This is a genomic window from Streptomyces acidiscabies, from assembly GCF_020010905.1.
In the GTDB taxonomy this organism is placed as follows: domain Bacteria; phylum Actinomycetota; class Actinomycetes; order Streptomycetales; family Streptomycetaceae; genus Streptomyces; species Streptomyces acidiscabies.
Genome location: NZ_JAGJBY010000002.1, coordinates 2,826,512 through 2,851,732, shown reverse-complemented (window position 1 = coordinate 2,851,732; position 25,221 = coordinate 2,826,512). Strand labels below are relative to the sequence as shown.

The 25,221-nt window shown below is 67.2% G+C and carries 28 protein-coding genes and 1 pseudogene; 22 read left to right on the top strand and 7 right to left on the bottom strand.

Features of this window, described 5'->3' with window-relative positions; genetic code table 11:
- The first annotated feature begins 101 nt into the window (after positions 1-101).
- The 5 genes from J8M50_RS39245 (at position 102) to J8M50_RS39225 (ending at position 3,788) form a co-directional block, all read left to right on the top strand.
- The gene (locus tag J8M50_RS39245; RefSeq protein ID WP_010356381.1) at positions 102-1,229 is read left to right on the top strand and encodes an alcohol dehydrogenase catalytic domain-containing protein; all 1,128 of its coding nucleotides are present in this window, start codon (positions 102-104) and stop codon (positions 1,227-1,229) included.
- Positions 1,226-1,981, top strand: coding sequence for an SDR family oxidoreductase (locus J8M50_RS39240; protein ID WP_010356382.1), 756 nt, complete (start codon positions 1,226-1,228; stop codon positions 1,979-1,981). The genes J8M50_RS39245 and J8M50_RS39240 overlap by 4 nt, the downstream gene beginning before the upstream one ends.
- Before the next feature lie 90 nt (positions 1,982-2,071).
- Entirely contained in the window at positions 2,072-2,398 is a 327-nt protein-coding gene (locus J8M50_RS39235) for a putative quinol monooxygenase (RefSeq protein WP_010356383.1), read from the top strand.
- 80 nt (positions 2,399-2,478) lie between these two features.
- The gene (locus J8M50_RS39230; RefSeq protein ID WP_010356384.1) at positions 2,479-3,291 is read left to right on the top strand and encodes an N-acyl homoserine lactonase family protein; all 813 of its coding nucleotides are present in this window, start codon (positions 2,479-2,481) and stop codon (positions 3,289-3,291) included.
- 53 nt (positions 3,292-3,344) lie between these two features.
- Positions 3,345-3,788, top strand: a complete 444-nt coding sequence (locus J8M50_RS39225; protein WP_010356385.1) for an FmdB family zinc ribbon protein — start codon at positions 3,345-3,347, stop codon at positions 3,786-3,788.
- 502 nt (positions 3,789-4,290) lie between these two features.
- Here J8M50_RS39225 and J8M50_RS39220 read toward each other — a convergent pair.
- Positions 4,291-4,896, bottom strand: coding sequence for a TetR/AcrR family transcriptional regulator (locus J8M50_RS39220; RefSeq protein WP_010356387.1), 606 nt, complete (start codon positions 4,894-4,896; stop codon positions 4,291-4,293).
- 82 nt (positions 4,897-4,978) lie between these two features.
- Here J8M50_RS39220 and J8M50_RS39215 point away from each other — a divergent pair, with 82 nt between their 5' ends.
- Positions 4,979-5,458 (top strand): MFS transporter, encoded by a 480-nt coding sequence (locus J8M50_RS39215; protein WP_010356388.1) that lies wholly within the window; start codon positions 4,979-4,981, stop codon positions 5,456-5,458.
- On the opposite strand, the gene J8M50_RS39210 is transcribed toward J8M50_RS39215, so the two are convergent.
- On the bottom strand, positions 5,439-5,852 hold the full coding sequence (locus tag J8M50_RS39210) for a hypothetical protein (protein WP_141655613.1): 414 nt from the start codon (positions 5,850-5,852) through the stop codon (positions 5,439-5,441). The genes J8M50_RS39215 and J8M50_RS39210 overlap by 20 nt on opposite strands.
- A gap of 318 nt (positions 5,853-6,170) precedes the next feature.
- Between J8M50_RS39210 and J8M50_RS39205 the strand changes: the two genes are divergently transcribed.
- From J8M50_RS39205 to J8M50_RS39185, 5 genes are all read left to right on the top strand, one after another.
- Entirely contained in the window at positions 6,171-7,307 is a 1,137-nt protein-coding gene (locus tag J8M50_RS39205) for an LLM class flavin-dependent oxidoreductase (RefSeq protein ID WP_050987318.1), read from the top strand.
- A 38-nt stretch (positions 7,308-7,345) separates the two neighbouring features.
- Positions 7,346-7,636: a putative quinol monooxygenase gene (locus tag J8M50_RS39200; protein ID WP_010356391.1), complete on the top strand. Its 291-nt coding sequence runs from the start codon at positions 7,346-7,348 to the stop codon at positions 7,634-7,636.
- Between the two features lie 174 nt (positions 7,637-7,810).
- Positions 7,811-8,347: a flavin reductase family protein gene (locus J8M50_RS39195; protein WP_010356392.1), complete on the top strand. Its 537-nt coding sequence runs from the start codon at positions 7,811-7,813 to the stop codon at positions 8,345-8,347.
- Positions 8,348-8,354: 7 nt separating this feature from the next.
- The gene (locus J8M50_RS39190) at positions 8,355-9,170 is read left to right on the top strand and encodes a maleylpyruvate isomerase N-terminal domain-containing protein (RefSeq protein ID WP_010356393.1); all 816 of its coding nucleotides are present in this window, start codon (positions 8,355-8,357) and stop codon (positions 9,168-9,170) included.
- Between the two features lie 221 nt (positions 9,171-9,391).
- A complete protein-coding gene (locus J8M50_RS39185) occupies positions 9,392-10,525 on the top strand; it encodes an AraC family transcriptional regulator (protein WP_158002817.1) in 1,134 nt (377 codons plus the stop codon).
- Positions 10,526-11,115: 590 nt separating this feature from the next.
- Here J8M50_RS39185 and J8M50_RS39180 read toward each other — a convergent pair.
- Positions 11,116-11,610, bottom strand: coding sequence for a nuclear transport factor 2 family protein (locus J8M50_RS39180; RefSeq protein ID WP_141655614.1), 495 nt, complete (start codon positions 11,608-11,610; stop codon positions 11,116-11,118).
- A gap of 378 nt (positions 11,611-11,988) precedes the next feature.
- Between J8M50_RS39180 and J8M50_RS39175 the strand changes: the two genes are divergently transcribed.
- The 6 genes from J8M50_RS39175 (at position 11,989) to J8M50_RS39150 (ending at position 17,407) form a co-directional block, all read left to right on the top strand.
- On the top strand, positions 11,989-13,572 hold the full coding sequence (locus J8M50_RS39175; RefSeq protein ID WP_010356399.1) for a sugar ABC transporter ATP-binding protein: 1,584 nt from the start codon (positions 11,989-11,991) through the stop codon (positions 13,570-13,572).
- Positions 13,572-14,588, top strand: coding sequence for an ABC transporter permease (locus J8M50_RS39170; protein ID WP_010356400.1), 1,017 nt, complete (start codon positions 13,572-13,574; stop codon positions 14,586-14,588). Before J8M50_RS39175 ends, J8M50_RS39170 begins: the two co-directional genes overlap by 1 nt.
- 239 nt (positions 14,589-14,827) lie before the next feature.
- Positions 14,828-15,994, top strand: coding sequence for a sugar ABC transporter substrate-binding protein (locus tag J8M50_RS39165; protein ID WP_010356401.1), 1,167 nt, complete (start codon positions 14,828-14,830; stop codon positions 15,992-15,994).
- Positions 15,995-16,354, top strand: coding sequence for a nuclear transport factor 2 family protein (locus tag J8M50_RS39160; RefSeq protein ID WP_010356404.1), 360 nt, complete (start codon positions 15,995-15,997; stop codon positions 16,352-16,354).
- An 18-nt stretch (positions 16,355-16,372) separates the two neighbouring features.
- A complete protein-coding gene (locus tag J8M50_RS39155; RefSeq protein ID WP_010356406.1) occupies positions 16,373-16,795 on the top strand; it encodes a nuclear transport factor 2 family protein in 423 nt (140 codons plus the stop codon).
- A gap of 222 nt (positions 16,796-17,017) precedes the next feature.
- Positions 17,018-17,407, top strand: coding sequence for a nuclear transport factor 2 family protein (locus J8M50_RS39150; protein ID WP_010356408.1), 390 nt, complete (start codon positions 17,018-17,020; stop codon positions 17,405-17,407).
- A 182-nt stretch (positions 17,408-17,589) separates the two neighbouring features.
- Here J8M50_RS39150 and J8M50_RS39145 read toward each other — a convergent pair whose 3' ends face one another.
- The 3 genes from J8M50_RS39145 to J8M50_RS39135 all read right to left on the bottom strand — a co-directional run bounded on the left by J8M50_RS39145 (position 17,590) and on the right by J8M50_RS39135 (position 19,926).
- Positions 17,590-18,315, bottom strand: a complete 726-nt coding sequence (locus tag J8M50_RS39145; RefSeq protein ID WP_010356410.1) for an MBL fold metallo-hydrolase — start codon at positions 18,313-18,315, stop codon at positions 17,590-17,592.
- A gap of 50 nt (positions 18,316-18,365) precedes the next feature.
- Entirely contained in the window at positions 18,366-18,515 is a 150-nt protein-coding gene (locus tag J8M50_RS39140; protein WP_158002818.1) for a hypothetical protein, read from the bottom strand.
- Between the two features lie 607 nt (positions 18,516-19,122).
- A complete protein-coding gene (locus J8M50_RS39135; RefSeq protein ID WP_010356413.1) occupies positions 19,123-19,926 on the bottom strand; it encodes an SDR family NAD(P)-dependent oxidoreductase in 804 nt (267 codons plus the stop codon).
- Between the two features lie 281 nt (positions 19,927-20,207).
- Here J8M50_RS39135 and J8M50_RS50470 point away from each other — a divergent pair, with 281 nt between their 5' ends.
- The gene (locus tag J8M50_RS50470; protein ID WP_029184215.1) at positions 20,208-20,747 is read left to right on the top strand and encodes a hypothetical protein; all 540 of its coding nucleotides are present in this window, start codon (positions 20,208-20,210) and stop codon (positions 20,745-20,747) included.
- Between the two features lie 114 nt (positions 20,748-20,861).
- On the opposite strand, the gene J8M50_RS39125 is transcribed toward J8M50_RS50470, so the two are convergent.
- Complete coding sequence (locus tag J8M50_RS39125) at positions 20,862-21,716, bottom strand: oxidoreductase (protein WP_010356417.1); 855 nt, start codon at positions 21,714-21,716, stop codon at positions 20,862-20,864.
- Between the two features lie 284 nt (positions 21,717-22,000).
- Here J8M50_RS39125 and J8M50_RS39120 point away from each other — a divergent pair, with 284 nt between their 5' ends.
- From J8M50_RS39120 to J8M50_RS39105, 4 genes and pseudogenes are all read left to right on the top strand, one after another.
- Entirely contained in the window at positions 22,001-22,918 is a 918-nt protein-coding gene (locus J8M50_RS39120) for a helix-turn-helix transcriptional regulator (RefSeq protein ID WP_010356418.1), read from the top strand.
- Between the two features lie 362 nt (positions 22,919-23,280).
- Positions 23,281-23,610 (top strand): annotated as a pseudogene (locus tag J8M50_RS39115) (CoA transferase); the annotation flags it as partial.
- Between the two features lie 255 nt (positions 23,611-23,865).
- The gene (locus J8M50_RS39110) at positions 23,866-24,315 is read left to right on the top strand and encodes a CoA transferase (RefSeq protein WP_010356421.1); all 450 of its coding nucleotides are present in this window, start codon (positions 23,866-23,868) and stop codon (positions 24,313-24,315) included.
- A gap of 153 nt (positions 24,316-24,468) precedes the next feature.
- Positions 24,469-25,215, top strand: a complete 747-nt coding sequence (locus tag J8M50_RS39105) for an SDR family NAD(P)-dependent oxidoreductase (protein WP_029184216.1) — start codon at positions 24,469-24,471, stop codon at positions 25,213-25,215.
- Positions 25,216-25,221: the final 6 nt, after the last annotated feature.

The window sequence follows — 25,221 nt, the reverse complement described above, 5'->3', positions numbered from 1 at the left end:
CATCACGGAGAGGCAGCGGACGCACCCGGCGAAGCCCTCGGCGCATTTGGTCCGCGAAACCGACATGTACACAGCACGAAGGTGAAGGGAGACGGTCCGCAATGACACGTATCAGAGGCGCAGTCCTCGAACGGGTGGGTGACGCCGAGCCGTGGTCGAAGTCGACCCCGATCACGGTGGACGTGCTCGAACTCGACGAGCCCGGACCGGGCGAGGTCGAGGTCCGGATGGAGGCGGCGGGCGTCTGCCACTCGGACCTCTCCCGCGTCAACGGCAACCGTGAGGTCGTCGTGCCGATGCTGCTGGGCCACGAGGGCAGCGGCACCGTCGTGCGCTGCGGGCCCGACACCGACGGCGTCGCGGTCGGTGACCGCGTCGTCATGACCTTCCTCCCGATCTGCGGTACCTGCGAGGCGTGCACCAGCCCTGGATGGGCCCTGTGCTCGCGCGGGAGCGCCGCCAACGCGCGCGGTGAAATGCTGGGCGGCGGGCGACGGCTGCGCTGGCGCGGCGGGCCCATCGACCATCACGGCGGCGTGTCGGCGTTTGCGACCCGCGCCATCGTCGACGTCGCCTCGCTCGTGGTCGTTCCGCCCGAGGTGCCGGCCGACGTCGCCGCCGTGCTCGGATGCGCGGTGCTGACCGGCGGCGGCGCGGTGCTCAACGCCGGCGGACTGAAGCCCGGGGAGTCGGTCGCGGTAGTCGGTCTGGGCGGTGTCGGATTCGCCGCCATGATGGTCGCCGCCAGCGCCGAGCCGTCAGCGGTCCTCGCGGTCGATGTCCTGCCCGGAAAGCTCACCCGGGCCGGGGGCTTCGGTGCGACGCGCTCGCTCACCCCGCAGGAAGCGGTCGCCGCCGACGCACGCTACGACCTCGTCGTCGAGTGCACCGGCAACGTACGTGCGCTGGAGACGGCGATCGCGCTGACGCGTCCGGGCGGCCGGACCGTCACGGTCGGCCTGCCGCACCCTTCGACGCAACTGACCATCTCGCCGCTCTCCCTCGTCACCGAGGCGCGCTCACTGATCGGCTCGTACCTCGGTTCCGGCGACCCCGCCGAGGACATCAGGCGCTATGCCGCCCTGTACCTCGAAGGCCGGCTGCCGCTGGACAAGCTGATCACGGGCCACATCGCCCTCGCCGACATCAACAAGGCGATGGACGACCTCCACGCGGGATCGGTCCTGCGCCAGATCATCGACCTTGCGAAGGAACAGGAGCCGGCATGAGTGCACAAGGACAGGTCGTCATCGTCACCGGTGCGGGCAGTGGCATCGGCCGCGCGACCGCGCTGCGGTTCGCCGAGCGCGGCTGGACGGTCGTCGCAGCCGACGTCGACGAGGGCGCGGCCGCCCGGACCGTCGCCGAGCTGAAGACGCCCGGCAAGGCGGTGTCTGTGGACGTCAGCGACAGTGCCCGGGTCGCGGCGCTGATCAGTACCGTGGTGCAGTCTTTCGGCAGGATCGACGTCCTGGTCAACAACGCCGGCTTCGGGTTCCGGGGCACCGTCGAGACCATTGAGGAAGCCGACTGGGACCGTGTGATGGCGGTCAACGCCAAGGGTGTCTTCCTCTGTTCGAAGTACGCCATCCCCGAGCTCGCCAAGACCGGCGGCCGCATCGTCAACGTCGCCTCGTACACGGCGGCCCAGGGCATCGCCGACCGCGCCGCCTACGTGGCGTCGAAGGGGGCCATCGCGTCCCTGACCCGGGCCATGGCGGTGGACCACATCGGCCAGGGCATTCGGGTGAACGCCGTGGCGCCCGGCACCGTCAACTCGCCTTACTTCGCCAAGATGCTCGCCGAGTCGCCGGACCCGGAAAGCCTGCGGGCCTCGCTCGACGGCCGTGCGCCTGTCGGCCGGATGGCGGAGCCCGAGGAGATCGCGGACGCCATCGTCTGGTTGGCGTCCGAAGAGTCCGGGTTCGTGGTGGGCAGCGTGCTCACCGTCGACGGCGGTACCTCTATCTGGGGCCGCTGACCTCGACCGTGCCCGTCGAACCGTCCGGGGTCGGCAGGCGCCCTGATCGCACGGACAACAAACTGCAGAAGACTGCAAGGGGAGAACGCCATGATGGGCAACGACGCCCCGCAGGTCCCACGATCCCAGGTCATCGCCGACTACCGGCTGCGGGAAGGCACCGAGGAAGTAGTGCTCGGCCACCTCGCACGCCTCGCCGCGGCAAGCCGGACCGAACCAGCCAACATCAGCTACGAGTTCTTCCGCGACGCGGAAGATCCGGCCCACGTCGTCGTCCTGGAGCGATACGTGGACGCCGCCGGCTTCGACGCCCACCTGAAGTCCGAGCACTTCGAGACCATTGGCAAGACCGAGATCATTCCGCGGCTCGCAACCCGCACTGTACGGGTCTACGAGGGCACGGGAGAACGCCCGTGACCGGCGCGGCCACCCGCACAGCGCAAACCTCCAGCAGCACTCCACCCCCGTCCCCGATACGGACTTTTAGGACGTGAACCATGCCGGACAACATCAAGCTGCAGATCCTGCCGACCGGCACCATGCACGCCGACCTCACCTGGCTGCTCCTGGACCCTTCCAGGGTGATGGCGTCGCGCGCGGAGAAGAACAGGCCCTCGCAGTGGGTCGGCGTGCCCACGCACTGCGTGTTCATCGACCACCCCGAGGGCAAGCTGCTCTGGGACTCCGGTGTACCCCGCGACTGGGAGACCCGCTGGGCCCCGACAGGCCTGCAGGAGTACTTCCCCGTCGATGAGGTCACCGAGGACCAGTGGCTGGACTCGCGGCTGGAGCAACTCGGCTACGAGCCCCACGACATCGATCATCTCGTCCTGTCCCACCTGCACTTCGACCACGCCGGCCAGGCCGACCTGTGGAACGACGCTCCAAGCACGAGGGTCATCTGCAGCAAGGACGAGTACGAAGGCGCCTTCGGCTTCGAGGGGTACAACCTCGGCGCCCACGTGAAGAACGACTACGCGGGACTGAACTTCGAGACGGTCGAGGGCGACACCGAGATCCTGCCCGGGGTCACCCTGCTGCAGACCCCCGGCCACACCTGGGGCACCATGTCCCTGCAGGTCGACCTCCCCGACAGCGGCACCATGATCTTCACGTCGGACGCCGTCTACCGCTCCGAGAGCTACGGCCCCCCGTCGGTCGGTGCCGGAGTCGTGTACGACAGCCGAAAGTGGTTCGCCTCGGTGGAGAAGATCCGCAGCATCGCCGAGCGGACCAACGCCACCGTGGTGTTCGGGCACGACGAGGAGCAGATCACCCAGCTCAAGGTCGCCCCCGCCTTCTACTCCTGATGACACACCGCCGGGGGCGGGTATCGCCTGCCCCCGGCCCAAGGACGGTCACCATGCGAATCTACGACTACGCCTGCGCGTGCGGCACCCGCTTCGAGGCGATGGTCAGCGGCCCCGACGCGCCCCCGCCCCCATGCGCCGACTGCGGCCGGCCGACCCGGCGCCTGCCGTCCGCGGGCGCTGCCCTGCTCGGCCAGGCGCGGCTGCCCGCAACCGCCGACGCCGCGCCCAAGTCCTGGGACGGGACCCACCAGGGCAACACCGAGTACATCGCGCGCTGGCGCCGCACCCTCGACGCACGCGCGGCACTGGAGGAGCGCCACCCGGAACTGGCCGAGAAACGTTCACCCGTCGTTGCCCACGAAGGCCCTTACCACGCCGCCCCGTTGACGGCGGACGAGCTGGCGTCGGGCGCGATCAAGCCGCGCCACCACGCGCACCCGCACGGCCATCCGCACTCACACCAGTTTCCGGCAGGGCAGAACCCGGGAGAGTGATCTCCCCGCCCCTCAGTACGCCTGTCCAGCAAGGCCCGGACATCCCGCGCCGTCACGGGCCGTGGTGCGGCGGCCAGCGCTGTGCGGGCCTCCGTCTCGTCGCGGTCACGACGTCGTCGAGCTGGTCCAAGCGCACGCCGATCACCCGAGGATCTTCACTCTGCTGGTCCGCTGGGGCTGGCGCATCTCGGTGAACACCGTCGCGAAGCTGATGGCCGAACTCGGCCTCGTCGCCCGGGTGGTAAGACGCCGAAGCGGGCGGACCAGGCCGGGCAAGCGGCCCGCTGCCCCCGACTCTGTCAGGCGGGACCTCGTCTGGGAGGGCGACATGACGGAGATCGTCACCGAGAAGGGCAAGCTCCACCTCGCCACGGTCATTGACCTGTTCTCCCGGCGCTTGTTGGGCTACCGGTCGCCGCATGTCCCTGCGCGGCGGTGCCGGCCGGTCGCGGCCGGCACGGATACGAACGCCCCTGATGGGTCCCACGCCGTGGCATCGGTCTCAGCGGCGACCATCCGCTCCCGTCGCGAGCATGCCGTTGACCACGAGGGCCGCAAGCGCGTCCGCTGTGGCGGTCAGCTGCTGCGGTGAGGACGGCGCGGGTCGGCCCAGTCGTCGAGCCAGGGGCACGTCCACCATGCCCGAGACAGGCGGGATGACGGCGAAGAAGAACACGTCCACCGGGATGGGCGCCATGCGGCCGGAAGCGACGAGCCGATCGACACAGGCCGTGATGGTCTGCAGGACCGGGCCGATGTAGTGCGTGTACAGGTAGTCCAGCCGCTCCGTGTCCCGGTTGAGCTCGTCGACGAACAGCCGTCCTACGAGGGGCGCGTCCGCCGCCGTTCGGTAGAAGTTGCTGATGATCTGCCGCAACTGCTCGGCATCGTCCAGCGAGGGGTCCACCTGCGGCATACCGGCCAGTCGTGCCCCGAGGGCGAATTCCACCACCGCCCGCCAGAACGCGGCCTTGGACCCGTACCGGTCGTTGATGAAGTTGTGGCTGACGCCCAGGCGGCGGGCCAACTCTCTTGCCGATGCGTGGTCGTACCCCAGTTCCGCGAAGGCTTCGAACCCGCGCCGCAGGATGCTCTCCTCCCCCGGCACCGCGGGAGTGTCCGCGCCGGGGCGCCCCGGCCGACGAGCTGAGGCCTCGCGGCGCCGCCCCTCGGCCGCAGGCCCCCTCGTCATGGCGCTGGCCTGCGGTGTCACCGTGGCCAACGCCTACTTCCCGCAAGCCGTCACCCCCCTGATCGCCCGGAGTGTCAACGTCTCCGACAGCACGGCAACCACCCTCACAACGCTGACCCAGCTCGGCTACGCCGTCGGGATCTTCCTGCTCGTCCCCCTCGGGGACCGCCTCCCCTGCCGACCACTGGTCACCGCGCTGCTTGCGGTGACCAGCGTGGCGCTGCTGACCGCAGGGCCCGCGTGGGAGAGCGGCGGGTGCAGGACTTCAGGGGGCGAGTCCGGGGCAGGTGCCGGTTCGCGAAAGCAGGAACTGTGCTTGCTGACCAGGGACTTCACGGCTTCGGCGAGGTCGTGCCAGACGTGCCACAAATCGGCGACCTGGACGGCGTTGGGGGCACCGGTGCGCGCGCCGTCCGCGAAGGCGCCGCCACGGTCGCGGCAGATGATCCTCCCCAGGCTCAGCGCGTGGTGTCGCTGACCGGAGCCGACATCCGGGCCGCCAGGCGTTCACCGGTGCGGCCTGCCAAGGCCACCGCAATCGCGCCCAACATGCCCTTGAGCTGCGGAGTCCGCCGGCCGTAACGCACGGTCAGTCCATCAACCTGCTCGGCGAACGTCACTCTCGCGCAGCCCGGGTTGTCGCAGAACAGGCGCCGGATGGTCCACGTGATGACACTCGTCGGCCTCCGACTGCGTCGTCGGCGAGCCGGCGCTCGTAGCCGCTGTGCCGACGTCTCGACAGCAACCTCGCAGTCCAGACATGACGCCGAGATCGTCGATGCCGTACTCGCCACGATCCGTAACAGACCTGCCTCTGCCACCACTTGCTCCACCAGCACCCCGCCAAGGTGCGGAAGCACCGTCTTCAGCAACTCCTCACACTGACCGAGCATCCCGTCGGCCGTGACGGAGCATCACCGGCGCACGGAAGCATGACCGGCTTCACGGAAATCTTGGAAGGGCCACGATTCACCCGTCGCCGACGCTGTTCCCGCACCGCGTTCTCTGACGAAGGCTTTACGACTGAACCAGATGTTCCTGTATCGCTGGGTCGGGTTCTCTGGCAGACGGACATCGGCGTTATTTTTCGGATAGTGATAGCGGCCACAGATGGCTACCTTGTGACAGCCAGGTAGCCCAGCCGTTTCGGCTGGTACTCATCTCGACGTGACCGGAGTAATTCCGTGACCATGCCCGTGCATCAGCAGGACACCTTCGGCGTCGGAGAAGTTGATGTCGCCACCACACCCATGATGAACGACCAGAAGTTCAAGCTCGGGGTTTTCGCCTTCAATTGCAGCGGCGGCATCGTCAACAGCCACGCCCCCACGTCCTTCCGCGTCACCTGGGAGCAGCAGAAGAGAATCGCTCAGCTCGCCGACAGGAGCGGCTTCGAAGCGATCGTTCCCATCGCGCGGTGGCGAGGCTTCGGTGGTGAGACGAACTTCAACGGCGTGTGCTACGAAACCTTTACGTGGGCGGCGGGCCTTGCGGAGGCCACGGAGAACATCCACGTCTTCACCACCTGTCACCTGCCGACGGTGCATCCCATCGCGGCCGCCAAGATGGCCACGACCATCGACCACATCTCCAACGGCCGTTACGGCATCAACTTGGTCATGGGCTGGTTCACGCCGGAAATGGAGATGTTCGGCAAGAAGCAGCTGGAACACGACGACAGGTACGCGTTCGGTAGCGAGTGGGTCGAGTTCGCCGAAGAGCTGTGGACCAAGGACGGCTCATTCGACTTCGACGGCAAGTACTTCCAGTCCAAGGGCGTCGAGGCATACCCGAAGCCACTGTCGAAGCCCCGGCCCCTACTGCTCAACGCCGGCACGTCACGCGCCGCACTGGAGTTCAACGCCAAGCACGTCGACGTCAACTTCACCGCTCTCGACACCCGCGAGAGCATGAAAGAGTACTCCGACACGATCAAGGCCCGGGCGAAGAACAGGTACCAGCGCGACATCCAGGTCATGACCATGGCGCTGGTCGTGTGCCGCGACACCGAAGCCGAAGCCAAGGCGGTGCACCAGGAGATCATCGACCAGGGTGACTGGCCGGGTGCGCGCAACATCATGAGTGTTCTCGGGATCGAGAGCCAGTCGTCGAACGCGCAGATCGAGAAGATGCAGGAGCGGTTCATCGCCGGCTGGGGCGGCATCAACCTGGTCGGCACGCCCGAACAGGTCGTCGAGCAGTTCCAGCAGCTTTCCGATGCCGGAATGGACGGCGCCTTGATCGGATTCCTGGACTACGCCGAGGAACTCGAGTACTTCAACGAGAAGGTCATGCCCCTGATGCGTGATGCCGGCCTCAGGCACTGATCGACCGACCGCGCGTCGTCTCCGGAAAGGGAGGAATCGTGACCTTCACGGTTGTCGCTCGATACACCGTCACCGATGGACACACTGACCGGCTCCTGGACCTGCTGCGGCAGGTACGGGAAGAGACTCTGAAGGAGCCCGGTTGCATTTCGTACGAACCGCATCGATCGACTGACGATGAAAATGTCTTTTTCATCGTCGAGAGGTACCAGGAAGCAGCTGACTTCGACCACCATTTCTCCACACCTCACGTGAAGGACATCGTGTTCGGGCAGATTGTTCCTCTGCTGTCGGATCGAGTGGTCACCAAAGGACTGCCCATCTTCTGACGTTCGGTCAGAAGAAGGGGCCATGGCCCCTCTTCGACATACCGCTGAAGACTCGCGGTCTTTCAATCGAATTGTGCCGCCGATGCCGTCGACTCTGGCGGCACAATTCATCCCACGGATTTCCCCAGTTATCTGGAAAGTGATGGGAGTATCATGTCCATATCATCCGGCACCATGGCAGAAACTCTTCTGGTCGAGGAACCCCTCAGCCCACGGAATCTGCGCAAAACCCTGGGGCTGTTCTGCTCAGGTCTGACCGTCATATCCGCCGCCGACGAAACCGGTCCGATCGGCTTCACGTGCCAGTCGTTCGCCTCGCTCTCTCTCGATCCGGCACTGGTGAGCTTCAATCCCGCACGTACCTCGACGACCTGGCCGCGCATCCGCGCCGTGGGCAACTTCTGCGTCAACGTCCTGGCGACGCACCAGGAAGAGATCTCGAACGCCTTCGCCAGGTCAGGCGCCGACAAGTTCGCGGGTGTGCACTGGTCGCCCGCACCATCCGGGGCCCCCATCCTGGACGGTGCCATCGCGTGGGCCGACTGCACCGTGTGGGCGGAGTACGACGGTGGCGACCACACGATCGTCGCCGCGGAGATACGGACGCTGGGCTCCGATGCGACTCAGCATCCACTCGTATTCTTCGGCGGCAAGTACGGACTTCCTGTGCCTGCGGGCAACGCCTCCACTGTCACCGGCAAGGAAAGGTGAGTAACTCGTGACCAGGGAAGCAGCTCAGGAGTTCCCCGCCCTGCGGCGCGACGTAGAGCGCGTCATCGGGACGCTGACTCGCGAAGAGTGGATGATGGACTCGGCCTGTGCCGGGTGGCGGATCCGTGATGTGGTGGCCCACATGGCTGCGAACGCTCATGAGGCCATCGATCCCATCCCCGAACCCGAGGGCGCGCCGCCGCTCCCATCGAACCGTGAACGACAGCACGATGTGCGTGTCGACCGGCGCCGGAACCGTTCGATCGAGGAGATTCTCGAAGAGTTCCACACCTATGTCCCACTGTTCGAGCAGAAGCTGCTCGCCCAGCAGGAAGAGCCTCAAGCGTCGGTTCCTGTGACGATCCCGACTTTGGGAACCTATCCAACGCACGCCCTGGCCAACGCCCAGGTGTTCGACTACTTCTGTCATCTGCGGCACGACATCCTGCGGCCGTACGGGCCTGTCGATCCCGCCCCGGCGGCCCGAGCCCTCGAGCCGGTGAGTCACGCCGCACTGTACGCGGCGGTGCAGTGGATGATGTGGGGGCTGCCGCAGATGCAGGGCTCGTTGCTCGACGAGACGGTGACGGCGCCCGTGACTTTCGAGTTCACTGGCGCCGGGGCGAGTGTGTGGACGGTCAGCCGGTTCATGGAGGGAGGCCTGAGCACTGGCGAGGGTGACTTCGGAGCGGTGCGCGTGATTTCGGACGCGAGTGCGTTCGTAGCGTGGGGAACAACCCGGCGTCCTTGGGTGGACCACTGCAAGATCGACGGCCCGCAGGAGCTCGCTGTTCCACTGCTCGATGCACTGGACATCGTCTGACCCGTGGTTCCGACAGTCGCGATGGAGCAGCGAGTCCATACCGGACGACAGGGGTGCCGTGGTGGGCGGCGTGTAAAAGTGAGAGCCGTTATTGGTGGATGAATTCGCGGAACGGATAGTCGCGACGTTCTGTGGATAGTGACACCCGCCCACACTTGCTCTATTGTCTTGCGCAAGTCTAGGCCATGCGGTTTCCCATGGTGGCGGGTGGAGGTGGCGAAGTGATCACAGGCTTGAGCGGCGATACTCAAGGCCGCTCCGGAGTGGAATCCAAGCATGTGCAGCGAGATGCGGGAGATCTTCTTCGCAGCTCTGAGCCCGCCATTCCGGCACCGGGGCGCCTCCTTTCGCGCACCCCTGATCGATCTTCTCGGCAGCCGGATCCGCAACTGCGGCCCGACACCCTGAGGACCAGGGACTTCGACGAGGCCCATGACGTGATTGCGTCCGTTTACGTGCCTCACGAATTGAAGTCTCACGACGGGAAACCGCTGGACTTCAAGTTTCACTTTCTACGGTCTCAGCAACTGCTCATCGGGCACCTCGGTTACGGGGCGGACGCCGAGCTGCTGGTCCCGCAGATGCTGCAGAACTACCACCTCAACCTGACCATGCAGGGCAGGAGCAGGGTGACACAGGCCGGCCGGCGTGCGGTGACGACGGGGATGTGTCAGGGGGTGATGGTCCGGCCGTTCGATGACTTCACCGTCCGCTGGAGCCCCGATGCTCTGCAGTACGCCGTCCTGCTGCCGAGCAAGGCGGTCGAGGAACATCTGGGAGTGTTGCTGAACCGTCCTGTGGAAGGGCCCATCGATTTTTCGCTCGGCTTCGACATGACTACAGGAGCCGGCCAGGGCCTGGTCTCAGCGATCCGCTTTCTGCGTTCTGAACTAGTTCGGCCCGGGGGCGTTGCCGAGTTTCCGCTCGCTCTGAGGCAGTTGGAGTCATTCGTGTTGACTCAACTGCTCTTGGCCGTGCCGCACAGCTATAGTGACGAGCTCTGTACGCCGACGAAGCCGGCGCAGCGCAACAGGATCAAGGACGTCATCGACCTTGTCGATTCGCAACCTGAGTCAGACCTGTCCCTCGCGCGTCTGGCCGGGGTCGCAGGTGTCAGCGCGAAGTCGCTGCAAGTAGGATTTCGTGAGGCCACGGGAATCACACCGATGGCATACGTTCGAAAAGTCCGTCTCGAACGAGTCCGAAATGAATTGATGGCCCTGGCCGGTCGGCGTTCCATTACCGACATCGCCACACACTGGGGATTTCTGCACCTCGGCCGATTCTCCTCGTATTACCGGCAGCAATATGGTGAGACTCCCACGGAGACCGTCCGAAAGGCTTTGCGCGGCTGAACAAGTCGCTGACTTTCCCGGTGATTTGGTGGGGATTCAGGCCGAGCGCCGCCACAGGTGAGCTGATCGGCGCGGCGGACCATCGGCGAGCGCGTTGTGTCGGATCGGCCTCGGCGAGCGTTTCTCCGAGCAATCGTCCTGGCTTGCCGCCCGGGAGGTGAGGCCGGCGCAGTACTCGTTCTCGTAGTCCGTCGGACTCTTGAACCCGCACCCGCTGTGTGCACTCGACCTTGAGAACGCTGTCGAACGCCTCGCTGACAGCGTTGTCGAAACACGAGCCGACCCGGCCCATGGACAGGGTGACGCCCAGCTTGCAGCGCGGACGTCACCGCACCGGGTGGCCCCAGCCATGTTCAGCGCGGCCACGACCAGCTCCGCATCATGGTGGGCGCCCATCGCGGGTGTCACTCCGCGGGCCGGCGCCGTTCACGTGTCGGGGCCCGGGCCTCGTTAGGCGGCTGACGCGGGCCGTGTATCCGGATGCGCGCGCGGGAGTGTGTGGCGACCGCCCCGACGGGGGTGCTCGGACGCCCTCCGGCGCTCCGCCCGTCAGCCGTCAGGCGATTTCTGTCCGACGGCTGGATGAATTGTCAAAATACTACAGAGGTGCTCGTCTTCGAGATCTCTTGAGAAACATCCCAATGCTCCGCGAGCCTACCTTTTTCGACGCGCCATATATCGACGATCGCCAGATCGGGACTCCCGTCCGCGAATTCCATGTGCAGGTGAAGGGCTACCATCTCCCCGTCGCTGATGATCCGCTTGACCGTGGCCCGACCGCCCCTGACTGCTTCTTCTTCCAGATAGGCGATGGCGCCTTCTCGGCCTTCTCCGGCTTTGGCATTGTGTTGGACGTAGTCCTCAACCGCGTACTGCTCGAAGGCCTGGCGAGCGCCATGAGCCTCCAGGGCCGAGAGAAAGCCTTCAAGGACATCACGGCTTGTCGGGACCGTCATTTCTTTGCCTCCAGCCAGGACAGGGGCGGCCGGTCGGCCAGGTCGTAACTGGATGGTGCACAGCGAAGTCGGCGATATGGGTGACTTGTTCATCCAATGAACATGTCCCTTGAGCGTGACGCCGGTCACTTCCTACCTTGACGCTGCTCGTCGGCCGGTCACCGTGCCGAGTGGTTTGCGTCAGGTCGGTTGAAGAGCCGCGCGGAGGAACTCCGCGAAGGCCCATGGGCGGTTCGGCAGCGGTGTTGCCGGTGTGGCCGCGACAGAAGCACCCGCATCAGGGGTCGCCGGTGAACGTCGGCTCCGACAGGAGCGCTTTACGCGCAAGGAGTCATCCATGGTTCAGACCGATTCACCCGATGAGGCACAGGGGGAAGGGGGCAGACGCCCCCGGATCTCGGGAACTCTGCCCACCGCGATTCACGCCGTCCGCCACGCGTGGACCGCCCTTTCCGGTCTCCTCGGCGGCGTCGCTGAGACCAACCCCGCATGGCACGGTCGCTAGCCATGGCCGCTGAATCCGCGATACCGCCGATCCCCCGACTTGAGGTCCGCGGTCTCTCCAAGACGTTCGCCGGCGTCACGGTCCTCGAGAACGCGAGCCTGACGATCGCCCCAGGGGAGGTGCACGGCCTCGTCGGGCAGAACGGCTCCGGCAAGTCCACGCTCATCAAACTGATCTCCGGTGTCCACTCGGCGGATCCGGGCGGCGAGATCCTCCTCGACGGCGAGCGGATCGGCCCGCCGGTCAACGCGAAGGCGCTGCACGGACAGGGCCTGTCGTTCGTGCACCAGGATCTCGGTCTCGTGCCCGACCTCTCGGTGCGTGACAACGTGCGGGTCGGCCGGCACTCGGTCAACCGGATCTTCCGCTGGATCCGCACCTCCGAGGACGCCGTCGCCGTAGGCGAGACGCTGAATTACCTGCGCACCGACATCGACCCGTCGGCCAAGGTCTCGACCCTGCTACCCAGCGAGCGGGTCGCGGTCGCTGTCGCACGCGCGCTGCAGGACCGGACCCCCGGCGCGGGTGTCGTGGTCTTCGACGAGTCCTCGCGCGCCGTCCCTCACGACGCGCTACCGACGTTCTACGACATGATCCGCCTGCTCAAGAGCCAGGGCACGGCCGTGCTGTTCATCAGCCACAACCTCAAGGAGGTACTCGAGATCGCCGACCGGGCGACCGTCCTGCGCAACGGCCGCGTCGTGGAGACGGGCATCGAGACGGCCGGGCTCGATGAGGCCAAACTGGCCGGACTCGTCCTCGGGCGCGCCGCTGAGCTCGGCGACATCATGGAAAGCCTGCCGCCCGAGCCCCGGCCCGAGACGGTCGAGTTCGTCGACGTCCGCGGCGGACGGGTCGACGGTGTGAGCGCCACCATCCGTCGCGGCGAGGTCGTCGGCTTCACGGGGACGGTGGACTCCGGCCTGTCTGACCTCGGGCCGCTCCTCGGCGGCGACCGGCGCGGCACGGGCAAGGTCAGGCTCGGCGGACGCGTCGTCGACCTGGCCCGTGGCAAGGTCGTCGACCTCCTTGACGCCGGGATCGCCTTCATCCCCGCCGACCGGCACGACAAGGGCGTCGCGCTCGAACTGACGGTTGAGGAGAACGCGACCCTTCCCCACCTGCGACGCAGAGGAAAGCCCTGGTGGACCGGGTTCAAGTGGCAGCGCGCCGAGACCGAGGGCATCATCGCGCGGTTCGACATCCGGCCGCCGAACCCCACGATGCCCGTGGCCTCGATGTCCGGTGGCAACCAGCAGAAGGTGCTGCTCGGCAAATGGCTCCTTGGGACGCCCGACCTGCTCGTGCTCGACGACCCCACCCAGGCGGTCGATGTCGGCGCGCGGCACGCGATCCTCACGGCGAGCCGGCAGGCAGCCGCCGACGGATCGGCGGTCATGGTCTGCTCCGCCGAGGTCGAGGATCTCGCGGCGATCTGCGACCGGGTTCTCATCCTCCAGGACGGCCGGATCATTCGCGAGATGACGCGACCGTTCGACGCGGACGCCCTTCTCTTCGCGGTCTTCGCCGTCGACGAGGCGGCGCACACTCCCGCCTCCGCACCGACTCCCGCAAAGGAGGCCTGATGGCAACCACACGGTCACGACCCACGATCGCCTCGGGCGTCGCACCTCGGAAGGCAGACCTTCCGTTCACCCGGGCGGCCTCCTACGTGCTCCAGCGCTACAGTCTCGTGCTGCTCTGGATCATCATGGTGGTGCTCTTCCTGACGCTGCTTCCGAACGGCGTCGACCTCACGAGCGCCTCACGCGCGGTCTTCGGCCAGCAGACACCGGTGGTATTCCTCGGTCTCGCGGTCATCGTCACGATCGCCGTCGGCGAGTTCGACCTGTCGTTCGCCTACATCTACGGCCTGGCGGGAACCACGTTCCCCGCCCTGGTCGTCCTGCACGACTGGCCGGTTCCGCTGGCGATCCTCGCAGCCCTCGCCGCCGCGGTGCTCGTCGGCCTCCTCAACGCGGTACTCGTGGTCATCGTCGGGATCAGCTCGATCGTCGTCACCCTCGGCACGGGGAGCCTCGCCCTGGGGATCGCGCTGCTGATGTCGAACCAGTCGAACGTGAGCGGCCTCGACCCGGGGCTCGCGCAGATCGCGATCGGCAGCTTCCTCGGCCTGCCTGCGGTGTTCTGGTACGGCGTCGTCCTCGTCGTCATCACCGCGTACGTCATGACCGCGACCCCGCTCGGCCGATCGATGCTGTTCGTCGGCTCGAACCCGAACGTGGCAAGGCTCGCCGGTATCCCCGTCCGCCGCATCCGTTTCGGCGGCTACCTGATGGCCTCCCTGCTCAGCGGCGGCATCGGCGTCATCCTCGCATGCGGCGTCGGCGGGTTCAGCACCGCGACGGCTCAGGTGCAGATGATGCCGGCCCTCGCCGCGGTGTTCCTCGGAACGGTCGCGGTGGTCCCCGGGCGCTTCAACGCGATCGGCATGTTCATCGCCGCCTACTTCCTGCTGACGGGCATGTTCGGCCTGCAGTTGCTCGGGCTGTCCGGCTGGGTGACGAACGTCTTCTACGGTGCGGCGCTGATCATCGCCATCACCGTGTCGCTGCTTCTCCGGCGCCGCACACGTACCTGAAGCGGCTCCTGCACGCCACTTCCTCCAGCCAGGAAGCGAAGCGCGACACGGCGGGTGAAGTCGGGCGGCTCATGAAGGGCAGCTCGTTCCGCGGCAGCCCTCCTGACCGGCGGCTGCCACATCTCGTCGCCAAGTCAGACCCGGGCCGGGCCCTGACGTTGCCCGCCCGTAGACGTGACAGCGGTCTGCTCTCGAAGGAGAGCCAAGTGATCACACACTCAATGAAGAGAGGCAATCTCATGCTGAACGGGCGCAATCGGTCGCACGGACTTCTCGCGGCCTGCACGGTGTTGGCACTCACCCTCGTCGGCTGCGGCAGCACCGCCGAGAGCTCAGGCTCGTCCGGGGACGCGAAGGGTGCCGTCCCGGCCGGCGTCGCGGAGGCGGTCAAGGCGGCGAGACAGCCGATCGACACGTTCGCGGGGCCAGGTCCGGCCATCGACACGTCGAAGATCACCGGCGGCAAGGTCTACGTCGTCGTGCCGGCGCTGGAGGTGCAGGACTTCTCGGTCGTCGCCGACGAGATCAAGAGCGTGTTCGCACGCTTCGGCGTCGACGTGGAGGCGTGCGGCACGACCGGCGGCTCGCCGGACGGCGTCGCCAACTGCCTTCACCAGGCGATCAACGCGAAGGCCATTGGCATCGTCACGGTCGGCATCACTCAGAACACCGCCCCGAGCGCGATCGCCGACGTCGCGAGGGCGGGTATCCCGCTGGTGAACGGCATGACGACGTCCTCCGGCCCCGGTGCCCCGAAGCTCGTCAGCTACGTGGCCCCGGGCTTCGTGAAGCTCCACTCCTGGCTGACCGATCAGTTCATCGTCGACTCCAAGGGGTCGGCCCATGTGCTCGCGATGCGCACGACCTCGAACGACATCACGCCGGCCTGGGCCGACGACGGCGTCGTCAAGGTGCTGAAGGACGACTGCGGCGGCTGTTCGTCGAAGGTGATCGACGTGAACACGGTCAACCAGGACAAGATCTCCACCGGGGTGTCGACGTCGCTGGTGTCGGACTCCCGGATGAAGTACATCGTGGCCGGTACGAACAACTACATCCCCGATGTCGTCTCGGGAGCGCAGGCCGCGGGCCGCAGCGCCGCGGACACTCGGATCGGCACCGTGGGCGGTGCCCTGGCCGTGATGCAGCAGCTCGGCCAGTCCCAGTGGGTCGGCGCGGTCGCCGCGTTCAGTCTTCCGGCACTCTCCTGGTACATGTCCGACTCGCTGCTGCGGCTCATGGTCGGTCAGCCGCGCGCGGGCGAGCTGGACTTCCCGTTCCAGCGTCTGTTCACGTCCGCCAACGTCACAGGCCTTGACCTCACCCGAAAGGGGTGGTCGAGCGGCTCGTGGTACGGCAAGGCCGACTACGCGAACGGGTTCCTCAAACTCTGGGGCAAGAACTAGATGACAGGCGACGAAACCACCGAGCGGAACAAACAGGTTGTCGAGGCGTTCGTCAGCGATGTGGCGATCGCCAAGCGACTCGACCGTCTTGACGACCTCGTCGCGGTCGACTACATCCAGCACAACCCACACGCCGGGCAAGGACGAGAGGGCGTCCGCGCGTACTTCGCCGGATTTCATCGCGCACGCGAGAAGGACCTCGATCCTTCCGGGACCATCGAAATCCACCTGATCGGCGAGGGGTATCTCGTGGTGCGTCACGAGATCCGTGTCAACGGACTTCACATCGACATCTGGCGGGTTCGGGACGGCATGCTCCAGGAGCACTGGGACGCGTGGCGTTTCGACGCCGGGCTGTGACCCGCCGGCGGGCTCGTGATGGCGGGAATCGGACCCGGTGAGGCGCCCGGATCGGAGCCGGAGCCCGAGCGGTTGGTATGCAACAAGCGGCTCGTCGAGGATTTCCTGGCGGTCGCCCACGGCGATCTCGCGGGCCTGGACCGGCTCGGCGAGTTCGTGTCCGCGGACTACATCCAGCACAACCCGAACATCGGGCAAGGGCTCGACGGACTGCGCACGTTCTTCGCGCACATCCTCTCGCTTCCGCCCTCCGAGCGCCTTGACCCCTCCAAGAAAATCGAGGTGCGTCTCATCGCGGAGCGCGACTTCGTCGTCCGGCACGAGATCCGCGAAGACGGGTTGCTGATCAACGTCTTCCGCCTGGAGGACAGCCTCGTCAAGGAGCACTGGGACGCATTCCGCCCGCCGCCCGGCGGCGCGATCATCCACGGTCTCGAATGAGGCGTCAAAAACTACATTCAGCAGGATCCTCACGCCGGCCAGGGCCGCGAGGCGTCCGAGGTCCCTGGCGGTTTCAACAAGGGCGCGCTCGATCAGGGACCGCGCCCGCGGCACGGTTTCCGTCGGCTGAGCGACGGCATGCTCCGTGAGCACTGAGAAACCCGGCGCTCCCGCCAGGGAACGAGCTTCTTCTGTAATTCTGATCCAGCGAAGGGAATGGGAATGGCCGACGAGACTCACGATCTTGAGCGCAACAAGCAGATCGTCGCCGAGTTCTTCGATGTCGCCCACGGCACGGTGGCGGGCCTGGAGCACCTCAACCGGTATGTGGCCGCGGACTACATCCAGCACAACCCGAACATCGAGCAGGGGCGCGAGGGGCTCCGGAAATTCTTCACCTACATCCTCTCGCTGCCCCCGGAGGAGCGTCTCGACCCGGCGAAGGAGATCCAGGTGAACGTCATCGCCGACGGCGAGTTCATCGCCCGCCAGGCAATCCGCGAGGACGGGATGCTGATCGACGTCTTCCGCATACGGGACGGGCTGCTCGTCGAGCACTGGGATGCCTTCCGTCCGCCGCCCGGTGGCAAGGTCATCCACGGACTCGAGTGACCCCACCAGACTTGAGTACTGACGCGATCCGGTCCCTGCTGGAAGCGGATCGCGTCGGCATGCCCGCGTCAGCGACGTGGATCGACCGGGAGCGTTCTCAGGGCGTACGCGGCTGGGGTTTCCCCACTCAGCCGGACGGGGCGTCTGCGCGGGTCGTGTCGCCGGGGCTGGCGCGCGCGACGCTACAGGTCGCCGGGTGCGGAGGGCGCCAGCGCCGATCCCAACCCGCTCAGCACCCGCGGATCAGCCAGCGGCTCGCCGTGTCCGGGGTACAGAAGCATGACGTCGTGGGCGGCCATGGCTGCGGCGGAGCGACGGGCCAAAGCTGCATCATCGTTGAAATGGCCCAGCGTCGGCCCTTCCGGCGTGGTGACGATGAGGTCACCGGTGAACAGGACGCGGGATTCCCTCACCAACAGGCCGATGCTGCCCTCCGTGTGCCCTGCTCCACTGATCACCACCGCCCCGCCCCCGATCGGGACGATGTCTCCCGCCTCCACCTCGGAATCGACGCGACACGGAGGGGCGGGTGGGATGCCGGCGGAAAGCCGCTCGAATACCACGCGTTCTTCGAGAGTGAGCGTCCGGCGCGGAGGTCGGCGCTCGCCGCGGATGACCGGAGCGTCCGCGCGATGCGCGATCACTTCGACATCGCCCCAGTTCGCCACGTCCGCGGCCGCGCCCGTGTGGTCCTCGTGATGATGCGTGAGCACCAGCCGCCGGAGGGCCGTGGTACGGAAGCCCAGCTCAGCGAAGGCGGCGGCGAGCCGGGGCTCGTCCCCGGGAAACCCCGCGTCGATCATCGTGACCCCTGATCCGTCGCACCAGAGGTAGACCTGTGGGAAGCCCGTCCGAATCATGAAGAGATCGGGAGCAAGCTTACGGATCTCCGTCACTCGATCGCCCATCGTCTGTCTTCTCCTTGTCCTAATGCCTCATGCCCGCGCCGGGGCGACGACTATGTTGAAGCGATCTCGCTCCGTGTCCCGCCGATGACATCGATCGGCTCGCCCTTGGGGGGAGATTCGGGGAGCATGGCCTCGGCGACGTGCACGTTGAAGACCCGCCAAAGCAGCGCGGCGCCCACCTCGCGGCTTTTCGTGGTCACGATGTCTTCGTGGTGCTCGCCGAGTGGGACGGCCGCCGGTTCCACCCGACGACGGGCGTGACCGGTTCACCGGTCACGGGCCTCGGTCGTCGCGAAGCAGCAGCCGTCGATGGCCGTGACGTTGGCATGTGGTGCCTCACCTCCGCTGAGCGAACTCTCTTTCGCCGACGCCCTGTCCTTAAGCCGTCTGTCCGTTCATCGAACAATGGCGTCAGGACGAGGCTGTCCGCCTCCATAGGGTGGGCTATCGCGTCCGCTGGAAGGTGGGTACGACCGCTGCATCACCAATGACGTCACCGTCGCGGAAGACACAGGGGTCCGCTGCTGCCGAACACCGTCGCTGCCGGTGAGATGTGGCTGCCCTGGTGGACCGTCGGCACCCACCGGGTCTGTAAAGCTGGAGAACGTACAGCCCCCGGCAGAGCACTGGACGATGTCTCGTTCGCGCCGCTGGTCCGTTCCCATGCTCCGGTTCGCGCTCAGCGCGCCGACGGGACCCGCGAGCCGGTGGCGTAACCGGGAGAACGGGACGGGTACCAGGAAGCGTTTCGCGAACCCGACTGCGAGCCACCCCGGGCCCTGAAACGTGACGGTTGCCTAGCTGTGGCTAGTGCTCAGGGCGCGGCTTGGCCTTGGTGGCGTGGCGGGCGGCCTTGTAGGTCTCGGGCAGGAAGCGGTGTTCGATGGCGGTGCGCTTGGTGGCGGTGTCGCCGCCGACGACCTCGGCACGTCCGTTCATCAGGGCGAGGAAACCTTGGCGGGCGACTTCTTTGCGGCTGTTCTTCTTCATGCCGGGGCCGAAGGCGGTGTTGTTCATGCCGGCGCTGGCGTGGAAGTCGCTGTCGGTGGCTCCGGGCATGAGGCAGGTGACACTGACGCCGTGTTCCTTGAGTTCCTCGCGCAGTCCGAGGGCGAACATACGGGTGAAGGCGCGGGAGGGCCCGTACACGGTCTCGTAGGGGGTGGGGAGGGTCGCCGACAGCGACGAGGTGATCAGGATGCGGCCGCGGCTGTTGCCGGCCATGTGCCGGGCGACGTACTTGGCCAGGTGGACGACGGAGGCCACGTTCAGCTGGATCAGGGAGAGTTCGTCGTCGAGGTCGGTGTCGAGGAAGGCCCCGCCGATGCTCCGGCCGGCGTTGAGGACCGCGGCGTCGAGCGGTCGGCCGGTCGCCTGCACTGCCCGCCACACCGCCTCTACGCCCTCGCTCCGGGAGAGGTCGGCGCGCACGGGTGTGACGTGGACGCCGTGCCGCGCGAGGTCGGCCGCTGCCTGGTCTGTGTGCTCACCACGGCCGGTGGCGATCAGGTCGAACCCGTTGATGGCGAACAGTTTCGCGAGTTCGTGGCCGATGCCCGCGGAGGCCCCGGTCACCAGGGCGAGCGGGCGGTGGGAGGTGATGCTGCTCATGAGAGGTGCTCCTTTTCGTGGGCTGGTTGCTGGCCGGTGCTGCCGATCGCCGACCATGGGGCCGGGGGTGGGGGTATCAGTCCTGGCGGGTGGGGTGGATGACGAGGCCGTTGACGGTGACGTCGGTGGGCTGGCCGAGGGCGTAGAACGGCGTCGGCCACGCGGTCCGGGCGGATGGCACCCGCTGCGGCCCTGGGCTTTTTGTCCCCCTCGGCGTTGCAGACCCCGTCAGCCCAGCCGGTGTCGTTGACACCGGGGCTGATCAAGGAGACCCGGATGCCGTGGACGGTGCCGACCTCCTGGCGGAGGCTCTCGGTCATGTCGCGGATGAAGAACCTGGTGGCACTGTGGACGCCGCCGACGTCCCCGACGCGGATGCCGGCACCGCGCTGAGGTTGACGATGTGGCCCGACCGGCGGGCGATCATTCCGGGCAGGACGGCGCTGCCGGCGTGCGGGAAGCCACGGAGGTTGGTGTCGATCATCTTGTCCCAGTCGTCGACTGCACGGTCGGACCACTTGGAGAAACAGCATCGGGCCTGCGTTGCTGACCAGGTGGCTGGCAGGGCCGTACTCACTGGCGGTGAAACCTATAGACCCTCGACGTCGTCTGGGTGGGTGACATCGGCGTTGTGGGCGGCTGGGACGACGCGGACGGTGGTCGCGCCGATGTGGAGGAGGCGCGGTGATGGCGCTGACGCGGCCTTGGAAGTGGGGTTCGTGGCTGTCTGCCAAGGTGGCTTCCTCCTTGCCGTGCGCACTGGTCGGACGGTGCGCGCGCAGAAGTCCACATCGGCGTCCGTGATCGCGTCGGGCTGGTAGGTCAGGTCGTCGAAGAACCGTGTGCGGTACCAGCGTTCCCTGGGCCGTGGGTGAGGCCGAGGCCGGCGACAGGCTGTGCGGCGTCGTCACCGGCCGGCCCGCCCGATTTCGAGGTCAGCCGGCGGAGGCGTGGAAGTCGGCCGACTTCGTCAGCGCCTCGTTCGCGCGGATCTCGGCGAGCATGGACTCCAACTGCTCGATCGCCATGCCGTACGCCGGAGCGCCCAGCAGCAGGCGCTGGGGGTGGGTGTCGGAGGCGAGGGCGGTGATGATCGCCCGGGCGGCGGCGTGGGGGTCGCCGGGCTCCTTGCCGGTGTCCGCGCGGAACACCGCGCGCTGCGCGCCGACCGTGTCGGCGTAGTCGGCGATCTCCCGCTCGGGCAGCGTCTCGTTGGCGGACCGGCCGGCCCAGTCGGTGCGGAAGGGGCCGGGCTCGACGAGCAGCGTGGTGATGCCCAGCGAGGCGACCTCCTGGCGCAGGGCGTCGGTCAGGCCCTCGACGGCGAACTTGGTGGCGGCGTAGTAGCCGACAGCCGGAAAGGCGCGGAGTCCTCCGATGGAGGAGAAGTTCACGACCGTTCCCGAGCGGCGATCGCGCATACCGGGCAGGACGGCGCGGATGACGTCGGACAGGCCGAAGACGTTGATGTCGAAGATCCGGCGGATCTCGTCGTCGGTGCTCTCCTCCACGGCGGCGAAGTAGCCGATGCCGGCATTGTTGACCAGCACATCGATGCCGCCGAAGTGTTTCTCCGCAGCCTCGACGGTCTCCCTGACCTGCGCGCCGTCGGTGACGTCGAGGGGCAGGGCGAGCGCCTGGTCATTGCCCTCGACGAGATCCTGGACCTGGGCGACGTCGCGGGCGGTGACGACCGCCTTGTGGCCGGCGGCGAGGACCTCCTGGGCCAGAGCACGGCCGAAGCCGGTCGAGCATCCGGTGATGAACCAGACCTTCTGCTGAACAGTCACGATGCGGATCTTCCTCAGAACGGGCGCACTTCTCCCACGGCGATCACCAGATGTGACAGCGAAGGGGGTGCTATGTACGGGGGAAAGCGACACCCGCCCGGCCTGTGTCACGCACACGGCAGGCGGGCCGCGAACCTCTCAAGGTCGCTGCGATGGCCGCCCAACCAACGATGCACGCCGTGAGGCGGCGGACCAAGCCGTGAACGGGGGCCATTGCTGCCGGGGAAAAACCTTCCCCCTCACGCCCGTGGATCCCCGCTGCGACCCGGGGAACACTGGCGGACATGGCGAACAATGCCGAGGAGATCAAGAAGTTTCTGCGCGCCCGGCGCGACGCGGTCCGTCCCTCCGAAGTCGGCCTGGCGAACTACCCGGGCCGACGGGTACCCGGCCTGCGCCGCGAAGAGGTCGCGCAGCTCGCCGGGGTCAGCGTGGACTACTACACACGCCTGGAACAGGGACGCCTCACCAGCGCCTCCGAAGGCGTCATCCTGTCCATCGCCGAGGCCCTACGACTGACGCAGGCCGAGACCCAGTACCTGCGTGACCTGCTGCGCCCCCAGCCCCGCCGCAGCGTTGAACCGGCGCCGCCCCAGCAGGTGCGGCCCGCTCTGCTGCGTATGCTGAACGGGCTGCACGACCAGCCCGCCTTCGTCCTCGGCCGCCGCAACGAGGTCCTGGCCTCCAACGACCTTCTCGACGCCCTGTTCACCCCGTTCAACCACCGCCCGCCCGGCGAGCGCAACCTGCTGCGCTGGCTGCTCCTCGACCCCGCCGCCCGCTCCCTGTACCTCGACTGGGCGCAGATCACCTCCGAGGTCGTCGGCGTGCTGCGTGCGGAGGCCGGCCGTAACCCGGACGACCCGCAGATCGCCGAATTCGTCGCCGAACTGCGCTCCGCATCCCCCGAGTTCCGCACCTGGTGGGCCGAGCGGACCGTGGTCGAACGCACCTGGGGCAGCAAACGGTTCAACCATCCCGTCGTCGGCCGCCTCGACATCACCTACGAAGCCCTCTCCCTGCCGGGCGACCCCGACCAGATCCTCTTCGTCTATGCCGGCAAAACCGACGACGACCTTGGAAGACTACGCATCCTGGCCAGCTGGTACGCCCAGTCCACCACTCACCCCATCGCTGCCGGAAAGGGTACTGCTCAGCCGCAACGGGGAGAGCCGGGCGAACACGAGCCCCGCCACGGGTAGGCTCGCTGCGGCGTCGCGCCAGGGCCGGCCTGGGCTTCTAGGGGTGTCGTCGGCCCTGATGGGCGCATAGGGGGCCGACCATCAGTCCAGCAAGGACACGGTCACCGGTTCGACCCCGATCACCGATCGGGCCCCGTCCAGCACTCACACCACCTGCACCGCGCCGTGCTCGACGACCAGTGCGGTGACCGCCCCTTCCACCGTGACCGGCTCGGCGGCCAGGCTGACATGCATCGTGGTGCCCCGGCCGACCCGGTGAGCCGGGGTGTCCGGGGCCCACCGGGCTAAGGCGTGCCCTGCGGGGCGCGGAGCGACTCGGAGCGCTGGCCGGCTAAGGGGCCGCCGTCTCAGGCGCCTATGTCGCCTGGCCCTACGTCGGTCGTCTGCTGGCCGAGCTGGGGTTCGACGTCATCAAGGTCGAACCGCTGGTCGGTGATCCGTGGCGCATGCAGGGCTTCAGCCTCAACCGGGTTTACCGGTCGCCCGCGATCGACCTGTCCGGCGAGGGCGGAAAGCAGGCGCTCTATCGGCTTCTCACCCCCTGCGATGTGATCGTCGACAACTTTCGACTCGGTGTCACACGGCGACTCGGCACGAGGCATGAGGACCTAGCCAAGGACACGAAGGACATCGTCACGGTTTTGGTGACGGCGTACGGCGTACGGCGTACGGCGAACGGCCGAACGACATGACGACCGGAGTGTGCGGGACGCTCGCCTCGGTGCTCGGTATCTACACCGGGCAATGACCGGGGAGGGACAGCACCTGTCGACCTCACTCGCGACGACGTCCGTGTTCCTTCAGTCGGCGGACCTCGTCGAGTACGCGGATCGCCCGGCGGGCCGGTGGGGCGGGCGGGACTACGCTGGGCCGGGGCCCACGGACCGCTTCTGTCCCGTGAGCGACGGTCATGTACGCCTGCGGACAGCGGTCTTGGAACCCGAGACATGGCGCGCGGCCGGATCGACCTGGACGACACGGCACTGCGATCGGACCCGGTGACGGTGATATCCCGGGTGCTCGCGTCATGCACCCGCGAGAGCGCGGTCGCGAAGCTCACTGCCGCGGGCGTTCCGGCAGTGCCGGCGCGGCGCGCGTCGGAAGTGGCGACGGACCCTGGACTGCACGCCGGACACCTCCTCGGCACGTTCACCGCCACGGACGGGCGCCGCTTCGTCACCAACGACCAGCTCACGGACTTCGCCCGCACCACAGTGGACACGTACTTCATGCCGCCCGGTCTCGGCGAACACTCCGTCGAACTGCGGGCGGAGAGCGGCGAGACCGCCGAGGAGACAGAGACCCTCATCCGTTCCGGCGTCGTCATCGACGTTCCCCGATCGACATCACCTACCTGCCTCCCTACCGATGAGACGGCCGTCGCGGCTTTCTCGTGAGCGTCGCGGGTGGGTGTTCATTGAACGGACAAGCCGTACTCGCCCGCGGCCTCGACGCACCAAGATCAAGGGTGAGGACCTTGCGGCACCGGGCGCCCCACGGGGCGGCGCCCGCTCCGGCTGTGTTCGACGCCGACCGAGGAGACATGAGCCATGGCTGGACGACTGGTGGGCAGGACCGCCGTTGTGACCGGAGGCAGTTCCGGCATCGGGCAGGAGATCGCCCGGAGACTCGCGGCGGAGGGAGCGGACATCGCCGTCCCGGACGTCAACGCGGCGGACGAGACGCGGGAACTGGTCACGGAGACCGGCCGCCGGTTCTTCAGCGACACGGTCGACATCTCGGACGAGGAGGCGATCAACGGGTTCGCCGCGAAGGTCCGCAGCGAGTTGGGCTCCGTCGACATCCTGGTGAACAACGCGGCCGTGGTGCTGCTGGCCGACTTCGACCATGTGACCTACGAAGACTGGCGTCGCACCTTCGCCGTCAACGTGGACGGCCCCTTCCTGGCCTCCAGGGCGTTCCTGCCGGACCTGAAGAAGTCCGGGGCGGGACGGATCATCAACATCACCTCGTCGAGCTACTGGACCGCGCCGCCGCCCTTCGTCTCCTACGTCTCCGCCAAGGGCGCGCTGAACGGCCTCACCTCCGTCCTGGCCGCCAACCTCGCCGCGCACAACATCACCGTCAACGGCGTCGCCGCGGGTCTGGTCCGGACCGCCGCGGCCCTGGAGAACACCAGCGAGGCCTTCTTCGAACAGGCTGTGCAGGGGCAGAACATCCAGCGGGTGCAGATGCCGGACGACGTCTCGGGCGTCGTGGCGTTCCTCGCCTCCGAGGACGCCGCGTTCATCACAGGGCAGATCGTTGTCGCGGACGGCGGCAGCACACGTCGCTGAGAAGCT